The organism is Aestuariispira insulae (genome assembly GCF_003385955.1).
GTDB lineage: Bacteria > Pseudomonadota > Alphaproteobacteria > UBA8366 > Aestuariispiraceae > Aestuariispira > Aestuariispira insulae.
In genome coordinates, this window is the sequence record NZ_QRDW01000001.1 from 1 (window position 1) to 16329 (window position 16329).

At 52.6% G+C, this 16329-nt stretch carries 17 protein-coding genes; 5 read left to right on the forward strand and 12 right to left on the reverse strand.

Annotated elements, in window-relative coordinates; all coding sequences use genetic code 11:
- Nucleotides 1-292: 292 nt before the first annotated feature.
- From DFP90_RS00005 to DFP90_RS00035, 7 genes are all read right to left on the reverse strand, one after another.
- Nucleotides 293-613: a hypothetical protein gene (locus DFP90_RS00005; protein ID WP_115934378.1), complete on the reverse strand. Its 321-nt coding sequence runs from the start codon at nucleotides 611-613 to the stop codon at nucleotides 293-295.
- 268 nt (nucleotides 614-881) lie between these two features.
- Nucleotides 882-1451: a toxin-activating lysine-acyltransferase gene (locus DFP90_RS00010; RefSeq protein WP_115934379.1), complete on the reverse strand. Its 570-nt coding sequence runs from the start codon at nucleotides 1449-1451 to the stop codon at nucleotides 882-884.
- Between the two features lie 40 nt (nucleotides 1452-1491).
- Nucleotides 1492-1746 carry an acyl carrier protein gene (locus DFP90_RS00015; protein ID WP_115934380.1) on the reverse strand — a complete coding sequence of 85 codons (255 nt, stop codon included), beginning with the start codon at nucleotides 1744-1746 and terminating at the stop codon, nucleotides 1492-1494.
- Nucleotides 1743-2471, reverse strand: a complete 729-nt coding sequence (locus DFP90_RS00020; protein WP_115934381.1) for an SDR family NAD(P)-dependent oxidoreductase — start codon at nucleotides 2469-2471, stop codon at nucleotides 1743-1745. Before DFP90_RS00020 ends, DFP90_RS00015 begins: the two co-directional genes overlap by 4 nt.
- On the reverse strand, nucleotides 2468-3751 hold the full coding sequence (locus tag DFP90_RS00025) for a beta-ketoacyl-[acyl-carrier-protein] synthase family protein (RefSeq protein WP_115934382.1): 1284 nt from the start codon (nucleotides 3749-3751) through the stop codon (nucleotides 2468-2470). The genes DFP90_RS00020 and DFP90_RS00025 overlap by 4 nt, the downstream gene beginning before the upstream one ends.
- On the reverse strand, nucleotides 3748-4227 hold the full coding sequence (locus DFP90_RS00030) for a 3-hydroxyacyl-ACP dehydratase FabZ family protein (protein WP_115934383.1): 480 nt from the start codon (nucleotides 4225-4227) through the stop codon (nucleotides 3748-3750). The genes DFP90_RS00025 and DFP90_RS00030 overlap by 4 nt, the downstream gene beginning before the upstream one ends.
- Nucleotides 4224-4622, reverse strand: a complete 399-nt coding sequence (locus DFP90_RS00035; protein WP_181905112.1) for a toxin-activating lysine-acyltransferase — start codon at nucleotides 4620-4622, stop codon at nucleotides 4224-4226. The genes DFP90_RS00030 and DFP90_RS00035 overlap by 4 nt, the downstream gene beginning before the upstream one ends.
- Nucleotides 4623-4858: 236 nt before the next feature.
- On the opposite strand from DFP90_RS00035, the gene DFP90_RS00040 reads away from it, so the two are divergent.
- Nucleotides 4859-5239 (forward strand): GFA family protein, encoded by a 381-nt coding sequence (locus tag DFP90_RS00040; RefSeq protein WP_115934385.1) that lies wholly within the window; start codon nucleotides 4859-4861, stop codon nucleotides 5237-5239.
- Here DFP90_RS00040 and DFP90_RS00045 read toward each other — a convergent pair.
- Genes DFP90_RS00045 through DFP90_RS00060 form a run of 4 tightly spaced genes read right to left on the reverse strand, consistent with a single transcriptional unit; the run spans nucleotide 5236 to nucleotide 9152 of the window.
- Nucleotides 5236-7197: a CASTOR/POLLUX-related putative ion channel gene (locus DFP90_RS00045; protein WP_147300888.1), complete on the reverse strand. Its 1962-nt coding sequence runs from the start codon at nucleotides 7195-7197 to the stop codon at nucleotides 5236-5238. The two genes, DFP90_RS00040 and DFP90_RS00045, sit on opposite strands and share 4 nt — an antisense overlap.
- A 57-nt stretch (nucleotides 7198-7254) precedes the next feature.
- On the reverse strand, nucleotides 7255-7593 hold the full coding sequence (locus tag DFP90_RS00050) for an STAS domain-containing protein (RefSeq protein WP_115934387.1): 339 nt from the start codon (nucleotides 7591-7593) through the stop codon (nucleotides 7255-7257).
- A complete protein-coding gene (locus DFP90_RS00055; protein ID WP_115934388.1) occupies nucleotides 7580-8032 on the reverse strand; it encodes an ATP-binding protein in 453 nt (150 codons plus the stop codon). The genes DFP90_RS00050 and DFP90_RS00055 overlap by 14 nt, the downstream gene beginning before the upstream one ends.
- Entirely contained in the window at nucleotides 8025-9152 is a 1128-nt protein-coding gene (locus DFP90_RS00060; protein ID WP_115934389.1) for a hypothetical protein, read from the reverse strand. The genes DFP90_RS00055 and DFP90_RS00060 overlap by 8 nt, the downstream gene beginning before the upstream one ends.
- 163 nt (nucleotides 9153-9315) lie before the next feature.
- Here DFP90_RS00060 and DFP90_RS00065 point away from each other — a divergent pair, with 163 nt between their 5' ends.
- From DFP90_RS00065 to DFP90_RS00080, 4 genes are read left to right on the forward strand one after another with little or no spacing between them, the layout of a single operon-like run.
- Nucleotides 9316-10503 carry an ABC transporter substrate-binding protein gene (locus tag DFP90_RS00065; protein ID WP_115934390.1) on the forward strand — a complete coding sequence of 396 codons (1188 nt, stop codon included), beginning with the start codon at nucleotides 9316-9318 and terminating at the stop codon, nucleotides 10501-10503.
- Nucleotides 10500-12317 carry a PP2C family protein-serine/threonine phosphatase gene (locus DFP90_RS00070; RefSeq protein ID WP_115934391.1) on the forward strand — a complete coding sequence of 606 codons (1818 nt, stop codon included), beginning with the start codon at nucleotides 10500-10502 and terminating at the stop codon, nucleotides 12315-12317. The genes DFP90_RS00065 and DFP90_RS00070 overlap by 4 nt, the downstream gene beginning before the upstream one ends.
- Nucleotides 12314-13228 (forward strand): TauD/TfdA dioxygenase family protein, encoded by a 915-nt coding sequence (locus DFP90_RS00075; RefSeq protein ID WP_115934392.1) that lies wholly within the window; start codon nucleotides 12314-12316, stop codon nucleotides 13226-13228. The genes DFP90_RS00070 and DFP90_RS00075 overlap by 4 nt, the downstream gene beginning before the upstream one ends.
- A complete protein-coding gene (locus DFP90_RS00080; protein ID WP_115934393.1) occupies nucleotides 13225-15615 on the forward strand; it encodes an MFS transporter in 2391 nt (796 codons plus the stop codon). Before DFP90_RS00075 ends, DFP90_RS00080 begins: the two co-directional genes overlap by 4 nt.
- On the opposite strand, the gene DFP90_RS00085 is transcribed toward DFP90_RS00080, so the two are convergent.
- Nucleotides 15598-16311, reverse strand: a complete 714-nt coding sequence (locus tag DFP90_RS00085) for a DEAD/DEAH box helicase family protein (RefSeq protein WP_115934394.1) — start codon at nucleotides 16309-16311, stop codon at nucleotides 15598-15600. The two genes, DFP90_RS00080 and DFP90_RS00085, sit on opposite strands and share 18 nt — an antisense overlap.
- Between the last annotated feature and the right edge of the window lie 18 nt (nucleotides 16312-16329).

The window sequence follows — 16329 nt, forward strand, 5'->3', positions numbered from 1 at the left end:
AAACCCATAGGCATGGATTGTGTCATTGCCATTGCCGGCATTGTAACGGCCTGTAAAAAAATACTCGATCGACTTACCTACCGAACCCATGGCTCATATCTCCCCGGATATCAGGCGGATCTTGTCCTTCCGCCCATGTGGTATGGTCTTATAAGCAGATCAGATGGTCCCTTCCCCAAGACAGAACCTTCGCCCAAAGGCTAAACACAAATACAAAACAAACTGTCCCCGTCGACCGAAAGGCATACACCCGGCCGCACAACACATTCTGATCGGATTTAAAAGCTAAAGGTTATTCCGCAACCTGCGCGGACGCTTCCGGCACATCCCCTGCCTCGACAGGGGGCAACATGCCCGCATCCTGGTAACGCTGGATCAGTTCCTTCATCTTGTCATCTTCAAGGAAGTTCTGAACCACGGATACCGCATATAGAAATCCCGGCAGCGGCATGGTTACACATTTGCGTAATTCGGGCGTGGGGTTTTCGCCCATTTCCCCTGATGATACTGCTTCAAGGTCCTGCCCAACAAAAAACAGGCGCACCACCCCGTTGGAGCAATTCACCGCAGACAGTGTTTCTACAAACTCTTCACGTGTTACAGGTTTGGTCATTCCGTACCCTCACTCTCCCAGCCGGATGGTTTCCTCAATCCGGTATGTGTCTCCCGTCGGCCCCCTCATTTTCATGGCGGACCTTATTTGGCCTGGCACCTCTGTGGGTAACCTTATACCGGCAACCATAGGGTTAGTAGAATTTTCTGTAAACAGTTTTTAAAGAATTTTGTCATGAAAAAATAACATATGTCGCAAAAGTGAAAATAATCTGCCCTAAATAACAAAAGCGACAGTTTTCAAGGGTTTTGCTAATATTCGTAAAGGCTCATCCAACCATCGGGCGGTAGTGACGAACCGCCTTGATTCCACCATTGTCATCCATAATCGTCGCTTTAGCGCTCGGATGGGTAGAAAAGACCTGGTCATGGAGATCCGACATAACCTCAAGGCTGTGACCAAATGGCGCCAGGATTTCCATGAACCACATATGCTCGCCTTTGTGCCAGTCTTCCGGCGATAAGGCGCTTTCCCCCTTGCTCAGCCTGGCATCCACAACATCAGTGACCCATGTCCAGTTCACGAAGGCGACCGGCAGATCATCAGCCAGGTAAAGCCGGAAACTGTTCCATTCCAACGAGGGTAGAAGGCGGTTTTCAATCAATCCCATTTGATAATGATGATGTGGATTGGAGTGGCTGCACAAGAAGAGATAAGCCCCAATCAGATCCACCATCTCCAGCGGTTCGGGCATCCTGGCAACGCCTTGCGCCCGGCTCGGATCCAATGGCAGGTTTCCACCTCCGACTATCCGGGTGATATCTCGCCCGGAATGACCGATAGAGTGCACCGCATCCAGAAGCAGATCATCAAGCGGCAAACGGGCGATGTCGTTCAAACCGTCGTCCTTTCCCTATTCCCATCAAGCGGAGACTTACTCATCCAGCATGACGTGCCATCAGTCCGGCCAGCTTATTAATAGTGTCATGGCCTTCAAACTCGGCTCTCGGCACCTTGATACCAAACTGTTTCATCGCCGCTGCGATCACGTGAACCACATCCAGGCTAATGACATCCATCTCTGCCAAAGCGCTGTTCGGATCCATCTCCGATGGCTCGCGCCCCAGCAGCATTGCAAGTTGCTCTGCGATCCATTCCCTGATTTCCGCTTCTAAAACTGTCTGATCTGTCATATCTGCTCTACTCCGCCTGTTACCGGAATAACCGCGCCATTGATAAAATCTGATCCAGGATCGGCCAGAAAATCAACCGCGGAAAAAACATCCCGCATTTCCATTAATCGGCCTGACGCACAAGCATCCAACCATCTCTCCGTCACCTGGTCACTGGCCATATCCCCGCCCATGCCGACATCAGCAAGCCCCAGACGCAACACATTGGAACGAATTCCCTTTGCTCCATATTCCCGGGCTGTGCTGGCTGACAACCCCTCAAGCCCCGCCTTGGCCGCGCTATAGGCCGCCTGCCCGGCCATCCCCTTGGCGCTGATAGATCCCATATGAATGAAGCGGCCACTTCCCTGGGCCAGGAATGGCATCAAAAAAGCACGGGTCAGGAAAAAGCTGCCTGTAAGATTGACCGACAAAATTTCCAGCCAATCTTGGTCTGACTGCTGTAGTAACAATTTGGGGCTATTGACCGCCGCATTGTTAATGACCAGATCAATCCCGTCCAACCTCTCACAAGCGGCATCAACAGCGGCATCCACAGAAGCAGGGTCGCGCACATCCATTTGAAGCGAGAAGACACAACCCCCGTCCTGTGTTTCTTGCTCCAAGGCCAGCGCCTTCTCAGACCGGCTTGAAAAGGTGAAGCAAATTTGGTGATCCTGTGCCGCCAAATGGCCCACAAGTGCCGCACCGACCCCCCCCGTGCCACCGGTCAGGAATATCTTCATGCCCGCTCCTCCACGGAAATCACCAGGGATCCGTTATAGCCCCCAAAGCCAAAAGCATTCTTCAGCGCTTTTCCCCCCGAGATTTCACTATTGCCATTTGAACAATAATCCAGAACCCATGGTTCATCCGGAACCGCTAAATTCAGGTTGCCGTGGATTGTCCCTGCTTTCAATTGCGCGATTACCAGGGCCGTCTCAATCAGCGCCGCAGACCAAAGCGTATGCCCGATCATGCCTTTCGCCGCATTGACTTTAACCGGGCCGACGCCCTGATCTGCGCCAAGCTGCCGGATGGCGGAAAGCTCTGTCATGTCTCCATGGGGCGTGCTGGTGGCATGTGCGCTGACGAAAGCAATATCGGCCATCGTCAAACCGGCCTGTTCCAGGGCCAACATCATGGTCCGTTCCTGGCCTTCCTGGCTGGTGATCGGCAAATGTTGGGCATCACTGGAAATGCCAATGCCTTCCAGACAGGCCAGGGATGCCTGCCCCTTTTCCTCACGTTCAAGGATCAGGCAGGCACCACCATGTGCCGGAACAAAACCGGTGCGCTCCTTGTCAAATGGCCTGGAAACCCCAGCAGGATCCCCTTCCCGATCACCAGGCGCGACCGCCTGCATGGCCACCATATTGTCCAGTTCCGTCAAGCCGGATTCCGTAATGCCTCCCAAAACATAAACCTGATCCAGATCACCCGACAGCAGTTCTTGGCGGGCTGCACGCAGGGCATGTATGCCGCTGGCACAGGCTGCCCCCACCGAATAACTGGGGCCTCTGGCGTTCAGCAACTCACTGACGGCGGAGGCATGAATGCTATCGAGCGAACTGGCGGAATAAAGGCCATCAACAAAATCCGGACTATCCTGATAAGTCAGGATCTCATCATAGATATAGCGATTGTTGAGATTATGCCCGGCGACAATCACGCCAATCCGATCAGGATCTGGATCCATATTATGTTGCTGGCGCGCCCGCCGGTCGTGCCAGGCACGCAAAGCCAGCCATAAGGAATAGTGCACGGGCCTGGGCAGGCGGATCAGCATCGGACGAAGACGCTTTGCCATATCACCGGGCAGATGTGCGAGCGCCTGTTTAAGCAGTGAACCAATATGGGCGGTATCCATCTCGCCACCCACATGTGAATAAAGCGGCCCTTTATCATAATGCTGCCAATGGCTGATGGCGGAGCGCCCAGACAGCATGGCCTGCAGGATCTGATCCGGCTCATCTCCTAGCGGGCAAATAGCCGACATGCCGGTTACACAAGCTTTCACAGTCATCCCATCACCTTGAATAGTCCCTGGCAGACAAGCGTGTGATCCCGATGAACCTGGCCATGGCACAGGGTCAGCAATCCGTCTTCCATCACGCGCGCAGACGTCACAAGCCGGTCATCGGGAATGCAGGGCTGCAAAAACTCCATCTTGTCCAAGCCAACCAATCGGGCCTGACCGCCTTCACCCACACCCGTAGCCCGCAGCAGGCAAAGTGCGGTCTGCGCCATCTGCTCAAGCAGGAAGACCCCGGGATATACGGGCTGTCTGGGAAAATGCCCATCGATCCAGAACGGATCCGGCCGCACCTGCGTTGACGTTTCTATGCGCAGTCCGATTGGATCATAACGTGTCAATTGATCGATAAAGACAAAGGGCGGTTGCTGATCAATCAGACTTAGAACCGAACAATCAGGCAATTCACCGCCTGTTTCACCATCTTGCCAAATCGGGGTCCTCCCAACGGATACCGGGTCGGTCATAACATATCTCCGGCAGTTGTGTGGACCCGCCCGTTTCGCCAGCGCAGAACCAACGGAGGTTTCACCGAGTCAAACAGACCTTCCTCGACCTGCTGCTTAATGAGGTTTTTGTGTTCGGGAAGATAAATCATATCCAGGCAAACAGGCCTGCAACCAGGATACTTCGCAAGCAGATCCATCACCGTCTTGGAATCTGCACCGTCCAGACGACCATCAAAGGCCACATCATCCAACCAGCCCCAATGAACAAAAGCGACAGGAAAATCATTCCGGTTTGCAAAAAGGCGAAATTGATGACGGCCCATCGTATGGACAAGCCGGGGATAGAGGTCACCAAACGCGATAGTTGCATGGGATCTGGCCTGAGAGCTCAACAGGCCAACCGCCCCCAGCAAGCGCGCATATTCTGCAAAACTATATTCAACCGGCTGGCCGCCCGGTTTAGCTGATCCGACACTCGCCATACTATCTTCATCACCCTGTTTTTCCGCTTTATCCAGCGGTTGTATCGATCATATAACCAGTTCCCAAAGATTGTCCATCCTGGAATACCCTATGATTTTTCTGATCCAGTCAGGTCGAATCTGCCATGATGTAGAATAAAACAACCAATGGAACCGGAGCTGAAACGATGCGAGAGTTTTCCGGCAGCTGTCTTTGCGGCGATATAGGCCTGACAATAAAGGGGGAAGCGCTTCGGGTTGGAATCTGTCATTGCATGGATTGCAGAAAGCATCACGGCGCCCTGTTTCATGCTTCCGCTATCTTTGATGAGCAATCCGTCAAGCTTCAGGGAAAAACACATCAGTTCCAGGGACGTCACTTCTGTCCGCGCTGCGGTTCGTCGGTCTTTTCATGCAGCCCTGGTGAAATAGAAATACACTTAGGCATTATGGATGAACCCGATCAGTTCCTTCCCCAATACGAACTTTGGACCATCCGTCGCGAAAGCTGGCTGCCGCCTTTCGACGTTAGTGAACGTTTCGAAAAAGACCGATGCCCTGAGACTTAACGGCTCAGGACAATCAATCGGTCATGCTGAGAGAGGGCAATTGGTTCTGTGCGATCGGGGTTTATCTGAACATCGCAGTTATCAAGCTTTTCACCATCCGGTCCCGTCATACGGACCACCCCCCAGACTATTTCATCATTTTGCTTGGCTCGGGTAACAAGGTCTCCGAACCGGAAAGCCTCCCCTTCAGCAACATATCGGTCAAAGGGTTTGAGATAGATTTCCTGTCCATTGGGGCTTAGCAGCTCTGTGACAACCGTCCTGATATCATTACGGCGCGCGATATGCGCCAGCATCAAACTGACGATATCCGGGGTAACCACCATTTCAAACCCTTGAAAAAACTCCAGAGAATGGGTGCTGGAACGATCCAGTATCTCTGCGATCACATGAGGATCAGCATCCATCCCATGGGTTTCGAGAATCCATTGCAGCAGGACCATGGCCATGATCACACGCGAGTCCGGATTTTCCGTATCCCCGCTGTCATCGGAAAGAATGACAACCGCATCGGGACTGTCTGCCAGGTATCGTTCCAGCACAGCACGTTTCAGGTAATTCTCCTGCGCCACCCGCACTGAGATATTTACCAATGGCTTGGGCAGGTTTTCGTCCAACAAGGTACGGGCCTCATTCTCATCCAGGGATGAAACGACAACCACTTCTCCGCCAGCCATATAATCGTCATAGAGCTGGAGACTGGTATAGATATTGCGGTTCCAGCCCAGTATCAGGACCTGCTTCATCCGGTCCAGATCAAATGCCTCGCCTGGTACTGGCGCTAGCCCGTCAAAGGCTGTGCCGTTGGGCGTGAATTCCGCCTCTGTCTCACTGGCGATCAGGATGATTTTCTCATGTTCTTCAATGATATGGTCGGCCGGCGGATTGAGGTCCGGAATATAGACCACCCGATCCTCCAGCTCGAGAATATCGCACACGCCAATAGGGGTCGCACGGCCGAATGCGTTCAAAATGGAGCCGAAAGCCATACCGGTGCATTCTGGAATATGCTCCATTAGCAACCTGTTCGAACTGGCGGAGAACAGTTCAAAATAGACAGCCGACAAATCCGGCTGCCGCGAGCATTGTACCATTATTCGGCTGATCAAGTCGGCAGAGGTAACAACAGGGACCTGGTATTTACCTGCCAGGTTGGCAATCTCGAAATTGGAAACATCGGAAATCTCGGCCACGATATGCGGCTTTGTTTCCAACCAGCGACGATTGTCCGCGAACATCAATAAAAGCTTGATAGCATCAATGTCATTGGCTGTTGCATCCAACGACGAACGCTCGTTCGAAAGCACGATTATACGTGATGCTTTTTGGTAGGAAACCCGTTCAAGCTCATGATCAGCCACAACATTTCCCTGGCGAAAAATAACGCGTCTCGCTAGATTCCGGTCAATCTCGACACTCATCCTCAGGTCATGGCGCATCTCTTCAATATCCCGGTCCGCCAGCACAACCAGACGGGCGTCACCAGCAATATCGACCAATCTGGAGATCACAGCTGGGGCCAGGTTATTCCAGCCGAGCAGCAGAATATGCCCCTCTTCCACAACCGGACCAATGCCCTGATCCAACAGCCTTAACCGTTCATGAATGCCAGCAGACACAAGGCCGATAAAAGCCCCAAACAGCGCCATCCCAATGATTGTCAGGGAAAAGGCAAAAAGCATTACCTGCCAACTGGCGCCATAGTTGGAAACGAAGGTTCCTGGGTCAAGCGCATGGGTCAGCGACCACCAGAAAGCATCGGCGATATCTTCATGGCTCTTATGATGAATGCTCTCGACACTCGCGTTTTCCGGATCAAACAGACCGAAAAACATGACCGTCATGCCAATTGAAACGGTTACAAATGCAAACAAGGCCAACAGGCCCAGTTGCGCCATCACACCTTTGGAGAGAATTCGGTCCAGTCGGTATTGGGAGCGGTGGAGGATTTTTTTCATAACGTTAAACCAATGCAAACCAACCAATTCAGGCTGTTCCGGTCTCTTTATTCCGCCTCAATTTGAAAGTGCCCTATAGGCCGCTTCCCGATCTTCCGCCAGGGTCATGATCCGAGAAAAACCGCTCATGTCGAAGACTTCACGGATATGCGGGATAAGACTGCATACGGCAAAACCGGAACCGGACGCCTTTGATTTCTTGGCCAGGGTCAAAACCGCGCGCAGCCCAGTGGAGCTGATATATTTTAACTCGGAAAAGTCGAGGAGAATAGACCGCTCGCCCCGTGCGGCCGCCTGGTCGAGCTTTTCCGAGAATGCCTGTGCCGTAGCCCCATCAACCCGATCGACCGGCACCAGAACCAAAACCCCGTCCGAGCTCTCTTCACGGATTTCCATCTTTCTCCCTCTTCCTCATCTTCATCAGACATAGACGGTTATATCCGCCCTCCCTGACATATGTTACGTCATCCATCAAATCGCGAACGAAATGAATGCCCAACCCGCCAATTTTCCGATCTTCCAGACTTGCATCCAGGTCCGGTTTCTCCGCCTGCGTCAAAGGATTAAAGCGATCTCCCTGATCCCAGATATGAAGGATGATTCGTTCATCAGAAAGCTCTATCCGCAGGCCCGCATTGAATTCATCCGCACCAACGACCGTATATTTGATGATATTGCTCAGTATTTCGTCGATCACAAGGTCAACCTGAAACCGTTCCGTTTCAGATAGTTCCGCCGCCTCAGCCATCCGCCCCCATGCTTCGCCACAACGGGTGATTTCCGAAAGATCCGGTGCGATTGAAAATTCCAGCAATCCGGCTCCCAGGTCAGCCACGGCACACCTCCCCGCCTTCACGCCGCTGGATCCAGATCAATAACAACAGAGCTATTGCTGGAAACAACAGCAGCCAGGCCTGTTCAGCGACGAGACGCAACACCGGCAGCATGCCCATCCCCACAGACACCTGGAACTGACGGTGATAAATCTGGCGTGGACGAAGCTCGAATGTGGCCGTCAAAGGTCTGTCGACTAGTTGCAACGCAGCTGTCCCATCTGAAACGCCGGCAGCGGTTGTAATCTCACTGCCTTCGATCAGAGCCACATGAGAGACCATCTCATCACTTTGGCGCATCTCCTCGACAATGAGATCAAGCCCTGCCAAATCCCCCGGATCAATGCCCATTGTCATTGCCTGATCAATTCTCGCGCCAAAAGATGTGGCAATCGCCTCTGCGGTGTCTGAAGCCCGTTTTTCCGTCAGCATTCCGAGAAAAGCCGCCGCAAGGGCCAGAATCAACAAAGCCTGCGCCAGAACAGAAACAGGTTTTCGATACCAGCGGCAGACTTCCTGGTCCGTGGCGATCACTTTTAGGAAGAACCAATAAACAACACCGATGAGGATGAGCAGACCGGCAAAGATCCCGAAATAGAGAGGTTCAAAGAGATCTTGGAGATCCCGGCGTAATTCCACCTCCAGGCTGCCTTCTTTGCCATAGGGACCATGGAGCGGCATCGCCATGCGCATAAGATCATCCTCCACCTCCAACCCGAGGGTCCGGCCATTTTTCATGGTCAAAAGCGCATCAGCATCAATGGGCGGAGTTTCTATTATACCTGTCCGGTTTTTCCAGAATATCGGCCGATCATCGGCCGTCCTGATCACGATCGAAACTATTTTTGGCGCTACCCGCAGCATGCTTTCGGATATCCGCTCAAAACCAGCAAATTCCGATAAAGGCACCCCGGCCTGCAGATGGGCCTGCATCGTCACATCCAATGCCGCCAAGCCATGAACGCCGCGTTTAATCAGCAAATGATGGCTGACCTGTGACCAGGCGTAGAGTGTGGTGGCAAAAAACAATATCAAGAGGACCAGATAGGCACGGATCATATGCAAACGCGCTGTGCGTCCCTCCGGTTGTCCGGCATTCGGTTGAATGTAGTCCTGTGTCATATGAAAACGCTCTGGTATTCGCTATCTAATGCAACTGATTGATCCCTTTAGTCTATCTTGCATGAGAAACAGGGTCACCTGATTTCAACCGACCTTTGATTCCACGGTCACATAGATTACTCTTACCCCTTATTCGTTTGTGACAGTACCGGAATGGCCAGACATGTCCGCCAGACTATTCTTCAAGTCTTTTTTGATTTCTGTATTTTTCTTCAGCGCCCCCCTGCATGCGGAAAGCCGGCTTGACTGGCTGCAACTGGATGACATGGTCCTCAGTCATTATGAGCTCCGCTCCACAGCAGACAGCCCGCAACGCCTGACGCTCAAAACAAAAGCACTCGATGAAAATCTTTCAGGATACAGAAAAGTCCTTGGGCTGATCCCCAGCGCATCTGTTGTCGCCTATTCCACCACGATCAATACATTCACATCCGAATTCACACGCGCCGGCGAGGCTTTGGAACTGGAACTCTGGTATTACGATTCGGTCAAGGAAGAAGCTGATCAAGCGATAAAATGGGCCGAGGAAAACGATTTTGATCTGGTTTTAACCATTGGTTCGAGCGCAGCAAAATATGCTTACAAGAACTACCAGAATGGCCATCTACCCGTTGTTACGGCGGCCGCAAAAGACCCAGTCTTAAGAGGCCAGATGCCGGATTACGAGAGCGGCAGCGGAACGAATATCGCCTATACATCGATCAATGTGCCGATCAGAACGCTGAACGCCTATTTGACCCAACTGCTGCCAAACTTAAAAAATATTGCCGTTCTCTACGACAACACCAATGACAGCGCCATTGAGACCCAGGTAACCCCCCTAGTGGCATTCGCTGAAACTGCGGATTACCAGATACTGAAACTGGCGGTGCAATCTCCGGATACCGTCCTGACTGACTTGCGCGCAATAATGCCTGAAGCCATTGCCCGAATGCGTAAAACCGACCCCGAATTAAAATCCAGCCTGTTTCTTCTTACCGGCTCCACATCTGTTTACCAGGAAATCAGGCTAGTCAACGCACTTTCCGATGGCCTGCCGGTCGTTGCGCTTTTACCCGATGTGGTTCGCGAAGGTGACGACAGCGCGGTTGTCTCCATCGGTTCAACCATGGCCGCAACGGTCAGGCTTTCATCACATTACGCCTTGCAAATTCTCCGCGGTGTCTCTGCCCCGGGTGATTTGAAGGTCGGCTTTGTCTCCCCGCCGGAAATTGCCATTTCCTTTCGAAAAGCACGGCAGATTGGCCTGAAAATCCCTTTCCGTTTCATGGAGCAAGCCAGCTTCATCTACGATTATGAAGGCCATCCGGTGCGGATCAACGGTCAGTTGGTCGAGTCGCGCTATCAATGACGAATTCATCCTCACAGCAAAACCAGCCTGAAGGAAAAGCCGAGCAAAGCGGCAGGTTTTCTTTCTACAAACGCTACCGTGTGATCATCGGTGTCACTTATGCGGTGTTATTGACCCTGACGGGTGGTTTCTTTGCCTTCGATCTCAATCGATCCATGAACCATGAATATGGCGTTATCAAAGATAGGCTGCAGGCCCATATCCTGATTCTCGACGCCCTGACATCAGGCCTGGCGGATCGCCTGGCTGACCTGGAAGCCGCATCAGAAAATATGATCCTATCTAACGAAACCAAACCGACCGCATTCCTATCCACATTTGACCGTCTGCGGCGCGAACTGCCCATGATCAACCGCCTAACCTTTATTGGCGGCATAGGCGAACATGTCACACAGCCCCCCGCCAATGCGGACCCTGAATTTCTTAAGCGCACGGAAGAACTGGCTTCAAAGCTGAAGGGCATTTTCAGCCAGCATAAGATTGATCATCCCATCTGGCTGGCCAAGTCCGATTTTCCCAAGGCCAACGATCCGATCATGGCAGTATCTGTCCGCGCATCCACCGATGTGCCACCCGCAGGCGTGCTGTTACTCGAGCTTTCATCACGCTACCTGAATCAGGTGAATAGTGACCTCGCCTATCCGTTGGGGCAGACAATGATACTGGATCAAGCCGAAACACCTCTATCAGAGGGGCTAGAGCAGTTCCTGCCGGAATATCTAGACCTTGCCCCCCGGCAGGTCCACAGCGTCAATGGCCAGCTTCTTTATTGGCAGGCACTGGAGGAAGCCCCATGGACATTGATCTATCTGGCTGACAAAGACAGCCTGATTCTTCGACTTTCCGCGGCTCTAGCGCCGCAATACAGCCTGTTGCTGGTTATGCTGACATTGATGATGCTGGTAGCCAACCACCTAACCCGACATGAATTTGTTGATCCGGCCACCAAACTGGTCAGCCATATTCAGCAGAGCGGTGAAAGCCATCGGAATTATATTTCGGATATTCCGCCGGCCTGGGCTCCTTGGTTCGGTACGGTCACGCGCCTGTTCCGGGATAATGCGGATCTTGCCCGTGTGCGCCAGGAATTGCAGCTCGCGCGGGACATGCAGGCCTCCATCCTGCCGCGGGATACTATTTCCAGAAACGGCATGACAGTCTGCGGTTACATGGAGCCCGCGAAGGAAATCGGTGGTGATTTTTATGACTATTTCGACATCGATGAAGACCACATCGGCGTTGTGATCGCCGATGTCTCCGGAAAAGGCGTACCTGCGGGGCTCTTCATGATGGTTTCAAGGACCTTGCTCAAGGCGACCTTGATGGCAGGGGTCGAACCAGCGGCTTGCCTTAAAAGAGTGAATGACCTTCTTGAAGAACAGAATGACATGAGTGCTTTCGTCACCGTCTTTCTAGGCATCATCGATCTTAAACAACGCCGTATGACCTATGCAAACGGCGGGCATAATCCGCCCTATATTTTGAAGCCGGACGGCTCCGTTTCCGCCATCCCTTCCTTTGGCGATCTTGTTTTAGGAATGATGCCGGACATGGATTACAGCCAGGCTTCGGTCGACTTCGGTGACGGCCACAGCCTTTTTCTGTATACCGATGGCCTGACCGAAGCCTTCAACCTTGAAAAGGAAGAATTCGGTGAAGACCGGCTCATGTCGGCCCTTTCCTCACAAAAAGAGGCGTGCGCTGAAGATATTGTACGGGCTTGCGTGCAAGCAGTGAAAGACTTTGCTGCAAACGCAGAACAATCTGATGACATCACATGCATGACCGCACATTTCAAGGATAAGGCTGAATGAGCCTGCAAGACACACTGATCGGCCCTGGATATGTGGCGCGCATCGATGGTTTGGCCCCAGGAAAATCGTCACCATCGGAGAATGAAAAACTCAAAGGGCTATTGCACAAACACAAGGTCATTTTGATCCGTGGGCAGCATTACACACCGGAAGACTATCTGGCATTGGCCAGATCCTTCGGAGAGTTAGAACCGTTTTTCATCAGCGATTACAGCCTAAAGGACCACCCGGAAATATATATTCTGTCCAATGTCCGCGTGGACGGCACGCCGCTCGGGCGCGACGGGGCCGGCACTCATTGGCATTCCGACAGCACCTTCACCCCCCGCCCCAGCGCTGCCACTTTTCTCCAGGCAATCAAGGTTCCGAAAAATGGCGGTGACACACTTTTTGCCGACTGCCAGGCCTCCTACGATGCACTTGACCCCCCGATGAAAGACCGGCTGGAAGGACTGCGCGCCATACATCGGTACCAGAAAAAGGAATATCTATTTACCGCCGATGATACGGTGAGCCGGAGCGAGGCAAAAGCCATCCGCGCCTTGCAACAAGTGCGTGAACAAGAAGAAAAGGCCAAAGCCCCCTCTCCAACCGCGCGAATGGATAATGCGGTGCCGGAACAAAAACACCCTTTGGTCAGAACCCATCCCGTCACCGGCAAGAAAGGCCTTTTCCTCAATGCGGAAATGATGGTCGGCATCGAAGGTGTGAAAGACATAGAAGCTCAGGAACTGATCAAAATGCTATGCCTGCATGCCACCAAACCGGAGTTCCAATATCGCCATCAGTGGCAGAAAGGCGATATTGTTATATGGGACAATGCCTCGGTTATCCACGCAGCCACCTTCACACCGCCCGATGAAGACCGGATCATGTATAGATTGACCACCAAAGGGGATGTGCCGTCATGAGACGCTTCGTCGCATCTCTCCTCGTTCTGTCACTCGCCTTGGCTACCCTTTCCCTTTATCTCTATGTCAGCCATACCGAAGCCAAACGAACCTATCTGCCGTTACGGGTAGAACGCATCTCGCAGCTAACCCAACTGGTCCGTCAATCTGTTGAAGATTATGCCCGACAGGGTTTGGACCTGGATCAGTATAGCGGTTTTGAAAAAGATGTTCGCACGATCCTGTTTGCCGACCCGGCTGTTTCCCAAGCACAACTGGTTGATACCGCCGGGAACCGCATATACTGCTTCGATCAAACAGCATCTTCCTGCGAAAATAATAATTTTATAAACAATGAGTTAACAAAAAACCCTGAAAGTTCACACAAAGACTACTCTTCCCTTAACGTTCCTGTGCATGGCCAGTTTTCTCAGGTCGGTTTCATTCAACTGCAACTTGATGCCCCCCAACTGGAAACAGTTATCACGGAACAATTCCGTTCGGTGCTTATCTGGAGCGGGTTATTCTTTGTTATTTTCGGGGTTTTCACGGTCATCCTGGAATTCCGTGAAGGCCGCCGCGCCAGCCGCCTGATCCGGAACGGATTTTTTGTCTTTCAAGGCGCTATCATCCTGGTGCTGACCGTTCATCTGTTTCAGGTCTATCTGGAAGGCAAAAGCGGCCAGGCGAAGGAACTGGCAATTACCATGAGCCATCGCCTGGATCTTCTGGCCGATCTAGGAATCTCAATCGATAGCGTCTCAGGGATCGAAGACATCCTGCAGGAATATCGTCAGGTGAACCCGGATATCTCGGCGATCAGCTTAATCAGCAACGGCAAGATCCTCCATTCCGCCGGTTCTGGCGCGCCAGGCACGGTCTTTCAGGAAAATGCCACAGCCTATGCCATGCGTGAACCAGTGCGGCTTCTGGGCTTCGATGATGCCCAGTTGGTTTCCGAACTTTCCTTTACCAGCCTGTTTTCCGCGGTCTGGCAGGGTGCCAGGGGCATGCTTACCCTGTTGTTCGGCTGCACGTTGCTTGGCGGCGCCCTCATGGGTGCCGCACACGCCTATCGCATGCGCAGTGCAACGCTTCCCCCTCATCAGGATGCCCATAGCAGGATGGAGATCATCCAGCCGGCATATCTGATGTCTCTGCTGGTTGATGCCATGATCTGGCCGATCCTACCGGATGCAAGCCAGAGCCTTGCTCAAGCTGAAGGCTTATCGAGCTATTGGGCACAAGCCCCCTTTACCGGTTATTTCATTGCCCTCACCTTTGCCCTGATCCCGGCAGGACGCCTGATCCACAAGCGCGGCGACAGATTTGTTTTCGAAATTGGTGCCATATGCGTGGCGTCCGGTCTGGCGCTGACCGCCTTTTCCGGCGAATTCTGGTTATTCTGCGTGGGACGCATGATCACCGGTTTCGGCCAGGGCCTCCTATTGGTCACAATCCAGGATATCGCCCTGAGAACCTTGCCCGCGGAGGAGAAAACCCAAGCCGCAAGCATTCAGGTCCTTGGCTATACTGCCGGTGTCATTACCGGAACAGGGCTTGGCGGCCTGCTGGCTTCTTTCCACCCCTATCAAGAAACAATGCTAGTGGCGGCCATCGCCAGCGGCGCAGTGCTTTTTTACACATTGATTGCGGTAAAAACACCGCAAACAGATTTTATGAAGGTCACAGGCGCAGAACTAGAAATTGGCAACAAGCCCGAACTAGGCATCATCCTGAAAGACCGGCAGTTTCTTTGGATTCTAATGACAGTTGGCGTGGTTTCGAAATTCGCCCTGACCGGCATCGTCATGTTTGCCCTGCCATTCTTGATGATTGAGGCCGGATATGGCCCGGATACCGTGGGCCAAGCCCTGATGTTCTATTCCGTGATCGTTTACGGTTCCACCAAGCTCGCCCCTCGCCTCGACAAAAGCCTGGGCGGTTCACGGGCGCTCATTTCCTGTGGTCTTGTCTGCCTGTTGCTGGGCGCCAGCGGCCTGATGCTGGCGGTTCAGCATCCTGGCAGCATGCCAGAAGATTTTCTCCTTGCGGAATTTGGGACGCAAATGCGGGGGGCGATTGATCCCTGGTTCAATGAACCGGCCCAGGTAGCGACAATAGTATTATCCATCATCCTGCTGGGCGTTGGACAGGGGTTAACTGCTTCACCGGCCCTGGCGGCGATTTCGTCGACCAGAGCCGCGCTCAATGCCGGCCATACCCATACCCTGGCCGTCTATCGTGTTTTGGAACGGGTTGGACATATGAGCGGCCCGGCTCTGGTTGGCATTATGCTGGCAGCATCTGGCGGCAGTGCGGCAGGATTGCTGCCGGTTTGTCTGGTATTCCTGGTGGCTGCCGGTCTTTACCGGCTCGCCGCCAGAGAATCAGATCCCGAGACATAACCGCAGGCGGATCGCGAAATCCTCTGGCGTTTCTTCATCGGTGCGATAGATGACCTGTCTTGATTTGGCGTTCGATTGTAGCAGCTCAAGACAATCCTGATCAGAGTAATTCTCAGCCTCTTTTTCAAGAATATCCAGTTTATCAACAACTTCTGTTGCATCATAAAGATTGCAGGCAACCTTTTCCATGATCCCCTGCACCGCTTGCCGGGGCATGGATTGGCGTAATCGTTCTGCCAAACCTTCGCTATTGGCAACTCTGTCCTTCACTTGATCGAAGGGGTCCAGTCTGGTCAGCAACCGGTGAAGCCTTACCTGTAAAGGTGCGGAAACATGCACAAATGTCGCGTTTCCAAACTGATGGAGCGCATGATCCACTTCATTGCGCCCGCGTAGATTATCAAACAGGAATATTCTACCATGAAGGTTCGGATGAATGGATAGTCCGGCAAGGATTTCCGCCATGCCACCTGGATGGGCATTCCTGAAGCGTCCTGTGATCTCAAACCGGGATATTCTATCCTGAACCGGTCCATTGGCGAATTCAGGTATGATCAACCGGTCTGTCAGCTCCCGGCGGTTCGGCAGCAAAACCGCGTCTTTATTCATCATCTCCAAGAATAGGGAAACCGCTGTTGTCTTTCCGGCACCGGTCAGCCCGGTAAAAATAACGATTTCCTCACCAGAAAGCGGCAAATACCCGTTCGACCTCCC